Genomic DNA, 16,785 nt, shown 5'->3' with positions numbered 1-16,785 from the left:
GCGCGCGGGTCAGAGCACGCGCAGCGTCCAGGACCAGCGGTGGGTGCCGGCCGGGACGAGATAGCCGGGCGAGGTGTCGGGCCCGCACGAGGCCGTGCCCACCCCCCGGTGCGCGGCGTCGAGGTGCACCACGCAGCCGGGCCGCGCCACCAGCTCGTCGTGATGGGCGGCGGCCGCCAGGTCCCCGGCCCGGTAGCGGGTCACGGTCACCTGGCGCGGTTCGTCGAGCGCGACCGCGAGCCCCGTGGCGTCCGGCGCCGAGAGCGTGAAGCGGCGTACACCGTGCCGCCCACCGCTCTCCTGCGGACGCAGATAGGGGGTGAACAACTCGTCCACGGGAAGGGCGTGGTGGCCCACCGGCGCGCCTGCGCTGCGGTCCGGGTAGGACTCCCAGGGGCCCTGCCCGTACCACTCCAGGACATCGAGCCCGGCGACCGTCTCGAAGACCGAGCCCACCCGCGGTACGTCGTCGAGCGCGGCCGGCAGGTGTGCCGTCTCCTCGATCCGGACCCCGCCCTCGACACGGGTGAACACCTGCTCGTGGCGTACGGGGCCGGCCAGGGTCGCGTACTCGGCGACCACGGTGACCCTCCCCCAGCCTCCGGCCGGCGGGACCCCCATCTCGCTCCGCTCGCTCTCCCGGTGTACGTCCACGAGCTTGCGCTCCAGCGCGTCGAGCCCCCAGGCCCGCCAGCGTGCCGCCATGCCGCCGATCTCGTCGTTGTCGGTCGGCGTCCGCCACAGCGACAGCACGGGGGCCGCGGTGAGCAGCGGATGGACGAGCAGCCCGTCCTCGTCGACCTCGACGGGGGAGTCCGGCAGCGCGACGGGGACCACGGGGGTGGCCGCCCTGAGCCGCACCTGCGGCACACACACCTCCGTGCCGCGCGGCGCCCACGCCTCCTCGTCCGCCGTGGTCACCCGCAGCGTCAGCCAGGCCTCGCCGCCGTCCTCAGGCAGCGTGAACGGCATCGGCACGGCCACCGATTCGCCCGCTGTCACGTCGGGCAGCTGGGCCGGAGCCGTCAGCGTGCCGCCGTCCGCGAGCGACAGCTCCCACTCGGCGGCCAGCCACTCCAGGCCCCGGAAGTGCTGGTGGTTGGTGAGCCGCAGCTCGCCCCCGACATACGTGAGGCGCACCGGCGCCGCGATCTCCCGGTGCTCGTACATCACCGGCTTGGGCGTGCGGTCGGGGAAGACGACCCCGTCGGCGATGAAGGCGCCGTCGTGGATCGTCTCGCCGAAGTCACCGCCGTAGGCCCAGCGGTGGCCCGGCGCGGTGACACCGTTGTCATACAGCCCGGCGCCACCGCGTCCGGCCGGTCTTCCGTCGTTCACGCGTTGAAGGATGCCGTGGTCCCAGAACTCCCAGATGAAACCGCCCTGAAGTCCCGGGGTTGACTCGATGGCGGCCCAGTGGTCGGCCAGCGTGCCGTTGCTGTTGCCCATGGCGTGCGAGTACTCGCACTGGATGAGCGGCTTGGTCTGCTCACCGGAGAGGGCGTGCGCGACACAGTCCTCAAGGGGCGCGTACATGGGGCAGGCGATGTCGGAGGCGACCTTCGGGTCGGCCCAGCCGAGCTTGGCCGCGCCCTCGTACTGGAGCGGCCGGCTCGGGTCGTGACGGCGCACCCAGCCCGCGGCGGCGTCGTGGTTGGCGCCGTAGTCGGACTCGTTGCCCAGCGACCAGATGATCACCGAGGGGTGGTTCTTGTCGCGCAGGACCATACGGGAGACACGGTCCACGAAGGCGCCGAGGTAGCGCGGGTCGTCGGCGATCTCGTGCGCGTGGTCGTGCGACTCGATGTTCGCCTCGTCCACGACGTAGAAGCCGAGCTCGTCGGCGAGGTCGAGCAGGGAGGGGTCATTGGGATAGTGGGCGGCACGGATCGCGTTGAAGCCGAAGCGCTTCAGCGTCACCAGATCCGCGCGCATGTCGTCGTACGACACCGTCCGGCCCGTCAGCGGGTGGAAGTCGTGACGGTTGACGCCCCGGATGTAGACCCGCTCGCCGTTGAGGAGCAGGTCCCGGCCGCGGATCTCCACCTCGCGGAAGCCGACGCGGTGGTGCGAGGTGTCGGCGACCGAGCCGTCGCCGCGGTGCAGCCGTACGGTCAGGTCGTACAGCTCGGGCGTCTCGGCGGTCCAGGTACGGACTGCCTCGACGACCGTGGTCAGGCGGGCCTCGCCGAGGAAGTCGGAGACCCGCTCGTCCTCCTCCTTGAACCGCTCGAACTCGGCGTCCTGGGTGAGCAGGTGGCCGTCCAGTTCCCCGGTGACGTACCAGCCCTCAGGCAGCGCGCCCCCGGCGTCCCGCACCTGGCAGTCGATCCGCAGCCCGCCGTCGCACCGCGTGTGCACGCTCACGTCGGCCAGCCGCAGCGGATCGGTCGCGTACAGCAGCACCGAGCGGGTGATCCCGGCGTGCCACCACTGGTCCTGGTCCTCCAGGTGCGAGGCGTCCGACCACTTGACGACGGTGAGCCGCAGCGAGGCGCGCTCGCCGGGTCGTACGACGTCGGAGAGGTCGAACTCGGCCGCGAGGTGCGAGTCCTTGGACACGCCGACCGGCCGGCCGTCCACATGGACCAGCAGCACGCTCTCGGCGGCGCCGACCTGGAGCACGATCCGGCGGCCGGCCCACTCGGCGGGGACGTCGACCTCACGCTCGTACACGCCCGTCGGGTTCGCCGCGGGGGAGGTGGGCGGGAACTCGCCCCAGGGCATCGTGAAGTTGGTGTACTGCGGCAGGTCGTCGGTGTCCTGGGTGGTCCAGGAGCCGGGTACCTGGAGCGAGGACCAGGCGAGACCGGGGGTCGAGGTGGGCGTGGGCAGCAGCTGGAAGCGCCAGGAGCCGTCGAGCGAGAGGGCACCGGACCGGCGGTCGACGGCGTTCATGGGCAACCGCCCCCAGGAGGTCACCTCAGGTGACTCCCAGGGGCGGAGCGCGAGCAGGGGGTCCGTCATCAGCGGATGGCCCCCTTGCCGAGGTCCCCGATGATCTGCTTGGCGCCGATCGCGAAGACGATCAGCAGCGGTATGAGGGCGAGAAGTGCGCCGGTCATGACCATTCCGTAGTCGGTGGTGCCGTGGACACCGTTCAGTTGGGAGAGCGCGACCTGGAGGGTCACGTTGTGCGGGTTGGTGAGGGCGATCAGCGGCCAGGCGTAGTCGTTCCACTGGCCCATGAAGGTGAAGATGCCGAGGAAGGCGAGGCCCGGCCTGACCACCGGGAGCGCCACGTGCCAGTACTGGCGCAGGAAGCCGGCGCCGTCGAGCTTCGAGGCGTCGATCAGCTCGTCGTGGATCGCGCTCTTCATGTACTGGCGCATCCAGAAGATGCCGAACGCGTTGGCCGCCGCCGGAACGATCAGCGCGGTCATCGAGCCGATCCAGCCCAGCTTCGCCATGATCACGAACTGCGGGATCGCCTGGAGCTGGCCCGGGACCATGAAGATCCCCATCATCAGCGCGAACAGCAACCGGCGGCCCGGGAACTCGAACTTGGCGAACACGAACGCGGCCAGCGAGTCGAAGAACAGGACCAGGAAGGTCACCGAGCACGCGACCAGCAGCGAGTTGAACATCGACCCGAAGAAGTCGACGTTGTCGAAGAGATTCCGGACGTTCTCGAAGAAGTGCGAGCCGGGCAGCAGCTTCGGCGGGTAGGAGAAGATCTCGGTCGACGAGTGCGTCGACATGATCACGGCCCAGTAGAACGGGAAGACCGAGAGCAGCAGACCGAGGATCAGGGTGACGTGGAGGGCTATGCCCCGGCGCTGTGTCCCCTTGATGGACGACCTGCGCCGCGCCTGCTTCGTGGAGGCCGGTGAATCCTTGAGAATTGCCATGGTGGGGCCTCCTAGTCTTCGCCCCGGCGCTGCACCAGCCGCCAGTTGATGATCGAGAAGATGATGACGACGAGGAAGATGCCCCAGGCCACCGCGGCGCCGTAGCCGAAGTCGTTGTTGTCGAAGGTCTGCTGGAAGAAGTAGAGGACCATGGTCTGGCCGGAGTGGCCGGGACCGCCCGCGAACGACGAGTTGTTGTCCGTGGTCTGCAGCAGCACCTGCGGTTCGGAGAAGGTCTGCAGGCCCGTGACCGTCGAGATGATGAGCACGAACAGCAGCATCGGCCGCATCATCGGCAGCGTGATCCGGAAGAAGGTCTGGATGGGCCCGGCGCCGTCCATGCGCGCCGCCTCGTACAGCTCGCCGGGAATCGTCTGCAGGCCGGCGAGGAAGATGATCGCGTTGTAGCCGGTCCACTGCCAGGTCATCAGGACGGCGATGGCGACCTTGATGCCCCACGGTGTGTTCAGCCAGGCCACCTGGTCCAGGCCGATCGCCTGAAGGAAGGCGTTCGCCAGGCCGAAGTTGGTGGAGAAGACCGAGCCGAAGATGATCGCGACCGCGACGATCGAGGTGACGTTCGGCAGGAAGTAGGCGAAGCGGTAGATGTTCTTGAAGCGGACGGCCGAGTTGAGCATCACGGCCGTGACCATCGCCAGGAAGATCATCGGGAAGGTGGCCAGCGCCCAGATGATGAGCGTGTTCCCGATCGAGGTCCAGAACTGGGTGTCCGACAGCAGATAGCGGTACTGGGACAGTCCCGCGAACTCCATCGAGCCGAGGCCGTCCCAGCGGTGGAACGACAGATAGAGCGAGAAGCCGACGGGGATCAGACCGAAGGCGAGGAAGAGCAGATAGAAGGGGGAGATCGCGGCGTACAGCCGCCAGTAGCTGCGTATGCCCTTCTTGGGATGGGTCACGGGGGTCTCGGCGAGGGCCGCGGGGGGCGTGTCGACCACGGGTGCGGTAGCCATCAGTAACTCACCCCCAGGTGGTCCGCGATGCGCCGGCACTTGCTCATGGCATCCCTCCAGGCCTGCTTCTCGTCCTTGCCGAGGACGGAGAAGTTCCGCAGCTCGTCGTTGATCGGGGTGCTCAGCGCGATGTCGTACGGGCTGTTGAAGGCGACCGGGATCTTCTGCGCCGCCGGACCGAAGACGTCCATGGTGGTCTGGCCGCCGAAGAACTCGTCGGGTTCGCGCAGCTTCTTCATCGCGTAGGACGCCGGGGTCGACGGGAAGAGCGCCGAGTCGACGAAGCCCTGCGCCTGGTTGCCCGCGTCGAGCATCCAGGTGATCATCTCGAAGGCCTTCTCCGGCTCCCGGCACGCCTTGGTGATCGCGAGGAACGAACCGCCGATGTTCGAGGGCCCGCCCGGACAGGCGGCCACCCGCCACTTGCCCTTGGTCTTCGGCACGTTGAGCTTGATGTCGCCGGCCGCCCAGGAGGCGTTCAGCTGGCTGGGCAGCAGGCCCCGCTCGGTGGCGGAAGTGTTGTCCGCCGTGCCATTGATGATCTTCGAGACCAGGCCGCGGTGGGTGGCCTCGACGGCAAGGTCCCAGGCGGTGCGCACATGCTCCTGGTCGCCGATGAAGTGCCGGTCCTTGTCGACGAATCGTTTCGTCGTCTGGTTGACCGCGATACCGAAGACGCCGAGGGCGTCGGTCAGGATGAACGTGCCGGGGATGCGCTTCTTCAGCTGCTCGCCGGCCGTGAAGAACTGGTCCCAGGTGGCCAGCTCCTTGGAGACGTCCTCCGGCTCGTAGGGCAGTCCGGCCTTCTCGAAGACGGCGGGCTGGTAGTAGTGGGCGACCGGACCGCAGTCGATCGGGAAGCCCACCATCGAACCGTCGTCGGCGAGCCCCTGTTCCCACTTCCAGGGCAGGTACTGGTTCTTCAGTTTGTCGGCGCCGAGTGTGCGCAGGTCCACGAACTGGTCGGAGTTCGGCAGGTACGAGGCCATGTCCTCGCCCTTGAGCCCGGCGATGTCCGGGATGTGGGCGCGTCCGGTCATCGTGGTCAGCAGCTTCGAGCGGTAGTAGCCGCCGATCTGGATGGCCTGCAGGTTCACCGCGCTGTCGTAGCGGGTCTTGGCGTCCTGGACGACCTTCGGGCTCAGCCCGCCGCTCCAGTACCACAGGACCATGTTGCGCCCGGTCGAGCCGGTCGGAACGCCGCAGCCGGTCGCCAGGCCGCCCAGCGCCGTGGCGGCCGTACCGGCCAGGCCAGCGCGCAGCAGGCCCCTTCGTGAGAGCCGCACTGCTCTCACCGCCTTTCGGATCTTTTCGGTCTTCGCGTACGAGGGGTGTTACGTGGGGTCATGAAAGAGGTGTTACGTGGGGTGTAAGGGGTGTTACGTGGGGTCATCGGGGTGTGCCCGGCCGGCGACTGGCGTCGGGCGGGGTCACGGGGGCGGGGTGGACGGGCGGGCCCGGGTCCGCCGGGATGCGGTCGGCCAGGAAGCCGTACGCGCGCCGCAGTTCACGGTCCTCGAGCGACTGCCACCAGCGGTGGACGCCGTACCAGCCGGGCGCGGCAAGGGCGCCGCCGTGCTTCTGGACCGACAGGCCGGCGGCCAGCACCGCGAAGCGCAGCCGTTCCTCCAGCGGCCAGCCGCCGAGCGAGGCCGCGACGAAGCTCGCGCCGAAGACGTCTCCGGCGCCCGTCGCGTCGAGGACGTCGACGGGGAGGGCCGGGACCTCCGCGTACTCGCCCGTCGTCTGGTCCACCGCGACCGCCCCGTCGCCGCCCCGGGTGATCACGGCGACCGGCACCAGCTCGGTCAGCGTGCCCAGGGCCGCGACCGCGCTCTCGGTGCGCGTGTACGCCATCGCCTCGCCCTCGTTCGGGAGGAAGGCGTGGCACAGGGAGAGCTGGTCGAGGAGGTCCCGGGACCACCGTTGTGTGGGGTCCCAGCCGACGTCCGCGTAGATCTGGGTGCCGGCCGCGGCGGCCTTGGCGAGCCAGGCACGCGGTTCGGCCTCGATGTGCACCAGCGCCGTGCGCGCCTCGGGCGGGTCGCCCATCAGCTCGTCCTGCGAGTACGGCGGTTCCTGGCCGTGGGTGACCAACGCCCGGTCGTTGCCGTGGGCCAGTGAGACGGTGACGGGAGTGTGCCAGCCGTCCGCGGTGCGGGACAGGGAGAGGTCGATGCCCTCCTGGTCGGCGAGGACCTCACGGCAGTACGCGCCGTAGTGGTCGTCGCCGAAGACCGTGGCCAGGGAGGTGCGCAGGCCGAAGCGCGAGGCCGCGACCGCCAGGTTGGCGATGCCTCCGGGGCTCACGCCCATGCCCTCGGTCCAGATCTCCTCGCCGGCCGTCGGAGGCTTCCCCAGGCCGGTGAGGACGAGGTCGTAGAAGAGCAGCCCGGTCAGCAGTACATCGGGCCGTTCGTCACCCACGAGCGCATCCTCTCGTCAAAACTCTGCAAGCGGTGCACAGGATCGTGCGCGCATCCAACGAATTTGGCAAGAGTTGAGCAGAGCTGAGCATAGAAATGATTGGGAATGACGAGTACTGTTCACAGGGTGCTGGCAGAGCGACGACATCAACTCATCCTGCGGGCCCTGCGCTCCGGCGGGCCCGCAGCCGTGACCGATCTCTCCGAACAGCTGGGTGTGAGCCCCGCCACGGTCCGCCGTGACCTGCTGAAACTGGAGGAGGAAGGCCGGCTCACGCGGGTGCACGGCGGGGCGGTCGTGGAGGAGGGCGACCAGCCCTTCGCCGAGGTCGCCGAGGTCCGCGTGCTCGAGAAGGACGCCATCGCGGCGCGCGCCGCCTCGATGGTCCAGGACGGCCAGTCCGTCCTGCTGGACATCGGCACTACCGCCTACCGGTTGGCCCGGCAGCTGCACGGCCGCCGGATCACCGTGATCACCAGCAACCTGGTGGTCTACGAGGAGCTGGTGGACGACGAGGGCATAGAGCTGGTGCTGCTCGGCGGGATGGTCCGCCGCGAGTACCGCTCCCTGGTCGGCTTCCTCACCGAGGACAACCTGCGACAACTGCATGCCGACTGGCTGTTCCTCGGTACCAGCGGGGTGCGGCCCGGCGGGCAGGTGATGGACACCACCGTCGTCGAGGTGCCGGTCAAGCGGGCCATGATCAAGGCGGGCGACAAGGTCGTCCTGCTTGCCGACCGCGCGAAGTTCCCGGGTACGGGGATGGCGCGGGTCTGCGGTCCCGAGGAGCTGGACGTGGTGGTGACGAACGGTCCGCTGGACCCGGCGACGCGGTCGTCGTTGGAGGAAGCGGGCGTGCAAGTGGTCGTGACAGGAAAGGCGGAAACGGCGTGAAGCTGACGATTCTGGGTGGCGGCGGGTTCCGGGTGCCGCTCGTGTACGGGGCGCTCCTCGGGGACCGCGCCGAGGGCCGCGTCACCCATGTCGTGCTGCACGACGTGGACGCCGGCCGGCTGACGGCCGTCGCCCGGGTGCTGGCGGAGCAGGCGAAGGACCTGCCGGACGCCCCCGAGGTGTCCTTCACCACCGACCTCGACGACGCCCTGCGCGGCGCCGACTTCATCTTCTCCGCGATCCGCGTCGGCGGCCTGGAGGGACGGGCCGACGACGAGCGGGTGGCGCTCGCCGAGGGCGTCCTCGGCCAGGAGACGGTCGGCGCCGGCGGCATCGCGTACGGACTGCGCACGGTCCCGGTGGCCGTGGACATCGCCCAGCGGGTGGCCCGGCTGGCCCCCGACGCCTGGGTCATCAACTTCACCAACCCGGCCGGACTGGTCACCGAGGCCATGTCCCGCCACCTCGGCGACCGGGTGATCGGCATCTGCGACTCGCCGGTCGGCCTCGGCCGCCGGATCGCCACCGTGCTGGGCGCCGACCCCCGCGAGGCCTGGATCGACTACGTCGGCCTCAACCACCTCGGCTGGGTGCGCGGGCTGCGCGTCCAGGGCCGCGACGAGCTGCCGCGGCTGCTCGCCGACCCCGAACTGCTCGGCTCCTTCGAGGAGGGCAAGCTCTTCGGCGTCGACTGGCTGCAGTCCCTGGGCGCCGTCCCGAACGAGTACCTGCACTACTACTACTTCAACCGGGAGACCGTCCACGCCTACCAGCAGGCGGAGAAGACGCGCGGCGCGTTCCTGCGTGACCAGCAGGAGCAGTTCTACGCCGAGATGAAGCGCCCCGACACCGCCGCGCTGACCGCCTGGGACCGTACGCGGGCCGAGCGCGAGGCCACCTACATGGCGGAGAACCGGGACGCGGCGGGCGCGGGCGAGCGCGACGCCGACGACCTGTCCGGCGGCTACGAGAAGGTGGCGCTCGCCCTGATGCGGGCCATCGCCCGCGACGAGCGCACCACGCTCATCCTCAACGTCCGCAACCGCGGCACCCTGGGCGTGCTCGACACGGAGGCCGTCATCGAAGTGCCCTGCCTCGTCGACGCCAACGGCGCCCACCCGGTCGCCGTCGACCCGCTGCCCGACCACGCCAGCGGACTGGTCTGCGCGGTCAAGGCGGTGGAACGCGAGGTCCTGTCCGCCGCAGAGTCCGGCTCGCGCACGACCGCCGTCAAGGCCTTCGCCCTGCACCCGCTCGTCGACTCCGTGAACGTGGCCCGTCGTCTGGTCGAGGGGTACACGTCGGTCCATCCTGGCCTGGCGTACCTTAAGTAAGCGCTTTCCCCCTTTCTTGGCTTCTTGGCTCCTGGAGACCTCACATGCACGACGAACGCCGCCGGATCGAGGAGCGCGTCGCACGCGTCCACGACCAGCGCATCAAGCCCGCGATCCACGCCACCTCGGTGCCCTTCGAGGTCGAGGCCTGGCAGGCGCCCGGTGAGCCGGTCCCCTTCGAGGAGGCCGCCGCGGCGCCCTACAAGCCCTTCGTGATGGACACCCCCTGGGGTCCGCCGTGGGGCACCACCTGGTTCCGGATGCGCGGGTCGGTCCCCGCGGACTGGGCGGGCAAGCGGGTCGAGGCCGTCTTCGACCTCGGCTTCGTGGGCGACTGGCCCGGCAACCAGGCCGAGGCGCTCGTCCACCTCCCGGACGGGGTGCCGCTGAAGGCGGTCAACCCGCAGAACCAGTACGTGCCGATCGCCAACCCGGCCACGGGCGGCGAGGAGATCCACTACCTGGTCGAGGCGGCCTCGAACCCCGACATCCTCGCCAACGACTTCGCGGCCCCGACCCCGCTCGGTGACCGCCTCACCGCCGGCGACAAGCCGCTCTACACCTTCAAGCGCGCCGACATCGCCGTCCTCGACGAGAACGTCTGGCACCTCGACCTCGACATCCAGGTGCTGCGCGAGCTGATGCTGGAGCTCGGCGAGCTCGACCCGCGCCGCCACGAGATCATGATCGCGCTGGACCAGGCGATGGACGCTCTCGACCTGGACGACATCTCGGGGACGGCCGCCGCCGCCCGCGCGGTGCTGGCCCCCACCCTGGCCAAGCCCGCGCACGCCAGCGCCCACACCCTCTCCGCCGCCGGCCACGCGCACATCGACTCCGCGTGGCTGTGGCCGATCCGCGAGACCAAGCGCAAGACCTCCCGTACCTTCTCGAACGTCACCGCGCTCGCCGAGGAGTACGAGGAACTGGTCTTCGCCTGCTCGCAGGCCCAGCAGTACGAGTGGGTGCGCGACAACTACCCGCACGTCTGGGAGCGCATCAAGAAGGCCGTCGCCGACGGGAACTGGGCGCCGGTCGGCGGCATGTGGGTGGAGGCCGACGGCAACCTGCCCGGTGGCGAGGCGCTGGCCCGCCAGCTCATCCACGGCAAGCGGTTCTTCATCGAGCACTTCGGCATCGAGACCAAGGGTGTCTGGCTGCCGGACTCCTTCGGCTACAACGCGGCCTACCCGCAGCTCGCCAAGCTGGCCGGCAACGACTGGTTCCTGACGCAGAAGCTGTCCTGGAACCAGACCAACAAGCTGCCCCACCACAGCTTCTGGTGGGAGGGCCTCGACGGCACCCGCATCTTCACGCACTTCCCGCCCGTCGACACCTACAACGTCGAGTTCTCCGGCAAGGAGATGGCGCACGCCGTCCGCAACTACCAGGACAAGGGCCGCGGGACGACCTCGCTGGCGCCCTTCGGTCACGGTGACGGCGGTGGCGGCCCCACCCGCGAGATGATGGAGCGCGCCCGCCGGCTGGCGAACCTGGAGGGTTCGGCGAAGGTCCGTGTCGAGCACCCGGACGCGTTCTTCGCCACCGCCCGCGAGGAGATCCCGGCGGACCAGGTCTGGTCCGGTGAGCTGTACCTGGAGCTGCACCGCGCCACCTACACCTCGCAGGCCCGTACCAAGCAGGGCAACCGGCGCAGCGAACACCGCATGCGTGAGGCCGAGTTGTGGGCGACCACCGCCGCGCTGAACGCGCCGGGCTACTCCTACCCGTACGAGAAGCTCGACCGTCTGTGGAAGACGGTCCTGCTCCACCAGTTCCACGACATCCTGCCCGGTTCGTCCATCGCCTGGGTGCACCGGGAGGCCGAGGCGGAGTACGCGCGGGTGGCCAAGGAGGTCGAGGCGATCACGACCGAGGCCGTGGCCGCGCTGGGCACGGGCCGGACCCGGGTGTTCAACACCAGCCCGGTCGACCGCGCCGAGGTGGTCCGCACCTCCGTCGGCATCCCGATGTACGCCGAGGTCCCCGCGAACGGCAGCGCGTTGCTCGACGCGGCGGAGCCCCCGCGGCCGGTGACCGTCGAAGGCCGCGTCCTCGACAACGGTCTGGTCCGAGTCGAGCTGGCCGAGGACGGCACGCTGGCCTCCGTACGGGACCTGACGGCCGGCCGTGAGGTTCTCGCCGACAAGGGCAACCTGCTCCGTCTGCACAGCGACCTCCCGAACTACTGGGACGCCTGGGACATCGACAAGCACTACAAGAACCGCTACACCGACCTGCTCGACGCCGAGTCCGTCACGGTCGTCGAGGAGGGCCCGCTGCTCGGCGCGCTGAAGGTGGAGCGCGCCTTCGGCAAGGGCTCCAGGATCGTGCAGACGATCACCGTGCGGGCGGGCAGCCGCCGGATCGACGTCGAGACCGAGATCGACTGGCACGAGGCGGAGAAGATCCTCAAGGCGGCCTTCCCGGTCGACATCCGGGCCCCGCACTCCTCCGCGGAGATCCAGTTCGGGCATGTCCAGCGGCCCACGCACACCAACACCAGCTGGGAGTCGGCCCGTTTCGAGGTCTACGGCCACCGCTGGGTGCACATCGCCGAGCCCGGCTACGGCGTCGCGGTCATCAACGACTCGACGTACGGCCACGACGTCTCCCGCACGGTCCGCGAGGACGGCGGCACGACGACGACCGTCCGGCTGTCGCTGGTGCGCGCCCCGCGGGTGCCGGACCCCGAGGCCGACCAGGGCAAGCACCGCTTCACCTATGCGCTGCTGCCGGGGGCGAGCATCGAGGACGCGATCGCGGAGGGCTACGCGCTCAACCTGCCGCTGCGGGTGGCGGATTCGGCCGGTCCGGCCGAGCCCGTCGTCTCCGTCGACGGGGAGGGCGTGACCATCGAGGCGGTCAAGCTCGCCGACGACGCCTCGGGCGATGTCGTCGTACGCCTCTACGAGTCCCGCGGCGGCCGCGCCACCGGCACCCTGCGTACCGGCTTCCCGCTCGCGGGGGCCCAGGTGACCGACCTCCTGGAGCGTCCGCTGACGACGGCGGACACGGACGGGAACGCGGTCGCGGTGGCGCTGCGCCCCTTCGAGGTGCAGACGTTGAGGCTGGCCGTGGCGAAGGCGTGACCCCAGTTCCCATGAAGTATTAAGGAAACGGTAAAAGGCCTGGTCATGGCGGGTTTCGTGCCCGCCGTGACCACGGCGCTTCTTCTGCGTGACACCTGGAGTTCGCCCTTCCCCCTTGTGATGCGGGGACCTGCGAGAAAGAGGTGCCACGGTGCGAGATCCGCGTATGTCCGCGATCGGCAAGGGACTGAAGCGCCGGGGGAGGCTGATGGCCCAGGCGGTACGTCCGCCGCGGCGAACCCTCGACGGGATGCCGTCGCCCCGGAGTCCCGAGGGTCCCGACGCGGGGCCGTACGTCGCCCCGCCCGCCCACGGCTGGTGGACTCGCCCGTCTTCGTGCTCTCGTCCGTGCGCTCCGGCTCGACCCTGCTGCGGGTGCTGCTCAACAGTCACAGCCAGATCCGCGCCCCGCACGAGATGCATCTGCGCACCGTCCACGTGCACCTGTCCCGGGACTTCACCGCGGACGCCATGCGGGCCCTCGAACTCGACAAGGACGAGCTGGAGCACGCCCTGTGGGACCGGCTGCTGCACCTCGAACTCACCCGCAGCGGCAAGCGGATCATCGTCGACAAGACCCCGCCGAACACCCTCGTCTGGCCCCGCCTGCACCGATGTTGGCCCAGCGCCCGTTACATCGTGCTGCTGCGTCATCCCGCGGCGGTCATCGCCTCGCTGACGAACCGCCGCTCGGACCCCGACCTCGAGGCCATTCACGAGGAGGTGCTCGGCTACAGCGAGAAGCTGGAGGAGGCCCGGCAGAACCTCGACGCGCACGTGATCACGTACGAGGAACTCACCGCCGATCCCGAGCGGACCACCCGGGGCCTGTGCGACTACCTCGGTGTCCCCTGGGAGAGCGGCATGCTCGACTACGGCCGTCAGGACCACGGAGCCTTCCGTCCGCAGCTCGGCGACTGGAGCGACACCATCAGGTCGGGCCGTATCCAGCCCGCCAAGGTCGCCGGATCCACTGTCGAACTCCCGCCCAGGCTGGTCGAGTTGGCGCGAGTGTGGGGGTATCCGACCGTCTGACGGCCGGATACCCCCACGCCCGGTGGTGTCAGCCGGTGAACCCGGCCGTGATGGAGGTGAACTGCCAGTTGCTCTGGCTGATCCCGGAGCAGTTGCTCACCACGCCGCCGCCGGGGCAGGGCCGGTCACGGTTGACCGCCCAGTAGGCGAGGCGGGCGATGTGGTGCGAGTTCGCCCAGTCGCGGATCTGGGTCCAGATCGCCGGGGTGGTGTTCTCCTGCTGGTCGGACAGACCGTTCATGCCGGAGATGCCGATGTGGGAGTAGGCCGTGGCGTCGTCCCAGCCGAAGGTGGACTTCAGCTTGGCCTTCAGCCCCTCGGTGGCGTTGACGGTGTTGCCGTACATGTCGGAGCCGCCGCCGAAGTCGAAGGGCATGATGGTGAAGACGTCGATGCCCGCGTTCAGCGACTGCGCCTGCTCGATGAGCCGGTTGCCGTAGTAGGTCGGGCCGGTCGTCGAGGTGCCGAAGGTGACGATCGTCTTCAGGCCCGGGTTGTTGGCCTTGACGGTCTTCAGCGCGGTCAGGATCTTGGCCTGGACGGCCTCGTTCTCGAACTCGTCCGTGTTCTCGATGTCCATGTCGATCGCCTTGAGGCCATAGGCGTCGATGACCTTCTGCAGCGCACCGGCGAGCGCGCTCGCCGAGGAGCAGTTGGCGCCGAGCTTGCTGCCCTGCCAGCCGCCGAACGAGGGGACGATGTCACCGCCGGCCGAGCGGATCTGGTTGATGACGGTCTGGTCGTTGCCACCGGTGAGCGCCCTGCTGCCGTCCCAGGCGGGGTTGCAGCCGCCCGAGTCCAGCATGAACGCCATCGTGAACCACTTGACCCCGGTCGAGCTCATCACCGAGGTCGCGCTCGGCGGGTCGCCCCAGCCGAGGTAGAGGTACGGTGCCGCCTGCTTGAAGCCGGTGCCGCCGCCGCTGCCCGCGTCCGTGGTCACGGACACGGAGTTGGAGGCCCCGGAGGTGTTCCCGGCCGCGTCCCGCGCCTTCACCGTGAACGTGTAGGCGGTGCTCGACGAGAGACCGCTGACCGTCGCGCTCGTCCCCGACACGCTCAGCACCTGGTTCGAGCCGCTGTAGATGTCGTACGCGGCGACGCCCACGTTGTCGCTCGACGCGCCCCACGACAGCGACACGCTGGAGGAGGTCTTGCCGGTGGAGGTCAGGCTCGTCGGCGCGGTCGGCGCCTGGGTGTCGGAGCCGCCCCCGCCACCCGGACCGTCCAGGCTGACGTCGTCGGCGTAGTAGGTGCCCTGCGCGTACCAGCCGTGGACGTAGATCTTGGCGCTGGTCTGCGCGGCGCCGGTCGTGAAGGAGACGCTGAGCTGGCTGTACGCCGACGGGGACGTCGTCCACGTCGAGGCGCCGCCGTCCACGCCCAGGTAGACATAGCTGCCGCGCACCCAGCCCGAGAGGCTGTACGTGGTGTTCGGCTGGACCGAGACGGTCTGGCTGCACTGGGCGATGTCACTGGAACTCACCGCCCCCGCCAGGGCCTTGGAGCCGCCGTGCACGGGGCTGGAGACGACCGAGCCGAGGTTCCCGGTGCAGGACCAGGGGGAGAGGCTGCCCGACTCGAAGCCGGGGTTGGACAGGATGTTGGCCGCCTGGGCCGTGGTGGGCAGGGCGACCGCCCCGGCCAGGGCCAGGGCGGCGGTGCCGAGCAGCGCGAGGACGCGATGTCTGGAGCGCCTGAGGTCTGTTCTGAGGTCGGTGATGCGCACGCGATCTCCCTGAAGAAATGGGGGTGTTCGGGAGTGCTTCGGGAGTGCTGAGAGGTGCGCAACCAAGTTGGTATGGACCAATCCCGGTGTCAAGGCATTGCGCGGAATTGGTCCAGACCGGTGAGCGGATGGTGGGGGGGGTGACGTGAGGGGCGGGGCCGGGGGTGTGGGTGCGGGGATCAGGCGGGGGCGATGGCCGCCGTGGCCGCGCTCGAGGCCTTGGGCGCATGGGCGGGCGCGGGCTCCGATGCCGGGGCGGCCTCCGTGGCCGGGGCCGGGGCGGGCACGGCGGGCAGCGTGGACGCGGGAGTTTCGGTGCGCTGCTGCGGCAGCGAGAGCGGACGCACCGGACGCGGTCCCGCGAGCACGGTGTAGTCCTGCCCGAGCAGCGGCGGAACCATCTCGCCCGGCTCCTCGCCGAGCGCCAACTGCACCGCGGCCCACGGCGCGTTGATACCGCACTGCGAGAGCTGGTGCAGGCCGCCCGCCGGGCGGGTGTTGACGTCCATGAGGACCGGATCGTCACCGAACATACGGAACTGAATGTTCGTCAGATAGTGCAGTCCGAACGCCTCCGCGAGAAGCCGCGCGGGCTCGATGAACGAAGGGTGCAGCGTGAAACCGCGACGCCGTCCGTTCTTGGTGCGGCCCACCGCCATACGGACCCGTCCGTCCGGCGCCGTGAGGCAGTCGACGGACACCTCCGGCTGCCCCAGGAGCGGCATGACCAGCCAGTCGACGGCCTCGTCCGCCGTCCGCAGCGCCTCCACGACCAGATCGAGCGGCACGTACGGGCTCGGAAATCCGTTGAGGTGCGCGAGCGAGAAGGGGGCGCGCGTGATCACGCGGAAGCCCACACCACCCGCTCCCGCGGCCGGCTTGAAGCAGGCCTTGTGACCCTCGGCCTCCAGCGCCTCGACCGCGGCGACGAGCTCCTCCTCGGTGCGCACCCGCCACCACGGCGGCACCGGAACGCCGACCGCCTGCACCGCCTGGTACGCGGTGGCCTTGTCCTGGAAGACGGCCACGGCCTCGGAGGGCGGCGCCAGCAGGGCCGTACCGAGCGCCGTGAACTCGGCGCGGTGCGCCACGATCGCCGCCTGGTGCAGGACCGGCACGAACACGTCGAAGGAGTGGCGCGCGCACTGGTCGAGGGCGTACTCGACGTACGCGGCCGGGGAGAGACCCTCCGGCTCCATGGCGGCGGTGTCGGCGGCGGCCAGCACGGGGGAGTCGGGATCGCCGTGGGTGGCATGGATCTCGACCGGGCGCAGCTGCGGATTACTTCGCAGCTGGTCCATGAAGAACACGTTCTCCGCGTACGTGCGGTTGAGCCAGACGCGTACGCGAGAACCCATGCAGGCCGCCTTTCAGGGTTCCGGGCACGGCGGAGCAGGCCGTGCCCGGCCAGGGGAGAGGGAGGAACAGCAAACCGCCATACGCCGAGAA

Annotated in this window: 11 protein-coding genes; 4 read left to right on the top strand and 7 right to left on the bottom strand. The window is 69.8% G+C overall.

The window, feature by feature from the left end; all coding sequences use genetic code 11:
* Positions 1-9 precede the first annotated feature (9 nt).
* From OG568_RS10645 to OG568_RS10625, 5 genes are all read right to left on the bottom strand, one after another.
* Positions 10-2,967, bottom strand: a complete 2,958-nt coding sequence (locus OG568_RS10645; protein ID WP_329531267.1) for a glycoside hydrolase family 2 TIM barrel-domain containing protein — start codon at positions 2,965-2,967, stop codon at positions 10-12.
* Complete coding sequence (locus OG568_RS10640; RefSeq protein ID WP_266427919.1) at positions 2,967-3,851, bottom strand: carbohydrate ABC transporter permease; 885 nt, start codon at positions 3,849-3,851, stop codon at positions 2,967-2,969. The genes OG568_RS10645 and OG568_RS10640 overlap by 1 nt, the downstream gene beginning before the upstream one ends.
* A gap of 11 nt (positions 3,852-3,862) precedes the next feature.
* A complete protein-coding gene (locus OG568_RS10635; RefSeq protein ID WP_329531266.1) occupies positions 3,863-4,825 on the bottom strand; it encodes a carbohydrate ABC transporter permease in 963 nt (320 codons plus the stop codon).
* Entirely contained in the window at positions 4,825-6,111 is a 1,287-nt protein-coding gene (locus OG568_RS10630; protein ID WP_329531265.1) for an ABC transporter substrate-binding protein, read from the bottom strand. The genes OG568_RS10635 and OG568_RS10630 overlap by 1 nt, the downstream gene beginning before the upstream one ends.
* A 103-nt stretch (positions 6,112-6,214) precedes the next feature.
* Positions 6,215-7,252: a carbohydrate kinase family protein gene (locus tag OG568_RS10625; RefSeq protein ID WP_266588167.1), complete on the bottom strand. Its 1,038-nt coding sequence runs from the start codon at positions 7,250-7,252 to the stop codon at positions 6,215-6,217.
* Between the two features lie 126 nt (positions 7,253-7,378).
* On the opposite strand from OG568_RS10625, the gene OG568_RS10620 reads away from it, so the two are divergent.
* From OG568_RS10620 to OG568_RS10605, 4 genes are all read left to right on the top strand, one after another.
* A complete protein-coding gene (locus OG568_RS10620; RefSeq protein WP_329531264.1) occupies positions 7,379-8,146 on the top strand; it encodes a DeoR/GlpR family DNA-binding transcription regulator in 768 nt (255 codons plus the stop codon).
* Entirely contained in the window at positions 8,143-9,480 is a 1,338-nt protein-coding gene (locus OG568_RS10615) for a 6-phospho-beta-glucosidase (RefSeq protein ID WP_329531263.1), read from the top strand. Before OG568_RS10620 ends, OG568_RS10615 begins: the two co-directional genes overlap by 4 nt.
* 44 nt (positions 9,481-9,524) lie before the next feature.
* Positions 9,525-12,572, top strand: a complete 3,048-nt coding sequence (locus OG568_RS10610; protein WP_329531262.1) for an alpha-mannosidase — start codon at positions 9,525-9,527, stop codon at positions 12,570-12,572.
* A gap of 318 nt (positions 12,573-12,890) precedes the next feature.
* The gene (locus tag OG568_RS10605) at positions 12,891-13,607 is read left to right on the top strand and encodes a sulfotransferase family protein (RefSeq protein WP_329531261.1); all 717 of its coding nucleotides are present in this window, start codon (positions 12,891-12,893) and stop codon (positions 13,605-13,607) included.
* A gap of 28 nt (positions 13,608-13,635) precedes the next feature.
* Here the strand turns inward: OG568_RS10605 and OG568_RS10600 are convergent, their stop codons facing one another.
* Positions 13,636-15,336, bottom strand: a complete 1,701-nt coding sequence (locus tag OG568_RS10600) for a carbohydrate binding domain-containing protein (protein ID WP_329531260.1) — start codon at positions 15,334-15,336, stop codon at positions 13,636-13,638.
* Between the two features lie 179 nt (positions 15,337-15,515).
* Positions 15,516-16,694, bottom strand: a complete 1,179-nt coding sequence (locus tag OG568_RS10595) for an ATP-grasp domain-containing protein (protein WP_329531259.1) — start codon at positions 16,692-16,694, stop codon at positions 15,516-15,518.
* Positions 16,695-16,785 lie beyond the last annotated feature (91 nt).

Source organism: Streptomyces sp. NBC_01450 (assembly GCF_036227505.1).
GTDB lineage: Bacteria > Actinomycetota > Actinomycetes > Streptomycetales > Streptomycetaceae > Streptomyces.
The sequence above is the reverse complement of the archived record's forward strand: the minus strand, read 5'-3'. Positions and strand labels throughout refer to the sequence as shown.

Excerpts from the sequence above, each read along its gene's own strand:
- OG568_RS10610 (WP_329531262.1), top strand. The coding sequence starts at position 9,525 with ATGCACGACGAACGCCGCCGGATCGAGGAGCGCGTCGCACGCGTCCAC.
- OG568_RS10640 (WP_266427919.1), bottom strand. The coding sequence starts at position 3,851 with ATGGCAATTCTCAAGGATTCACCGGCCTCCACGAAGCAGGCGCGGCGC.
- OG568_RS10595 (WP_329531259.1), bottom strand. The coding sequence starts at position 16,694 with ATGGGTTCTCGCGTACGCGTCTGGCTCAACCGCACGTACGCGGAGAAC.
- OG568_RS10635 (WP_329531266.1), bottom strand. The coding sequence starts at position 4,825 with ATGGCTACCGCACCCGTGGTCGACACGCCCCCCGCGGCCCTCGCCGAG.
- OG568_RS10645 (WP_329531267.1), bottom strand. The coding sequence starts at position 2,967 with ATGACGGACCCCCTGCTCGCGCTCCGCCCCTGGGAGTCACCTGAGGTG.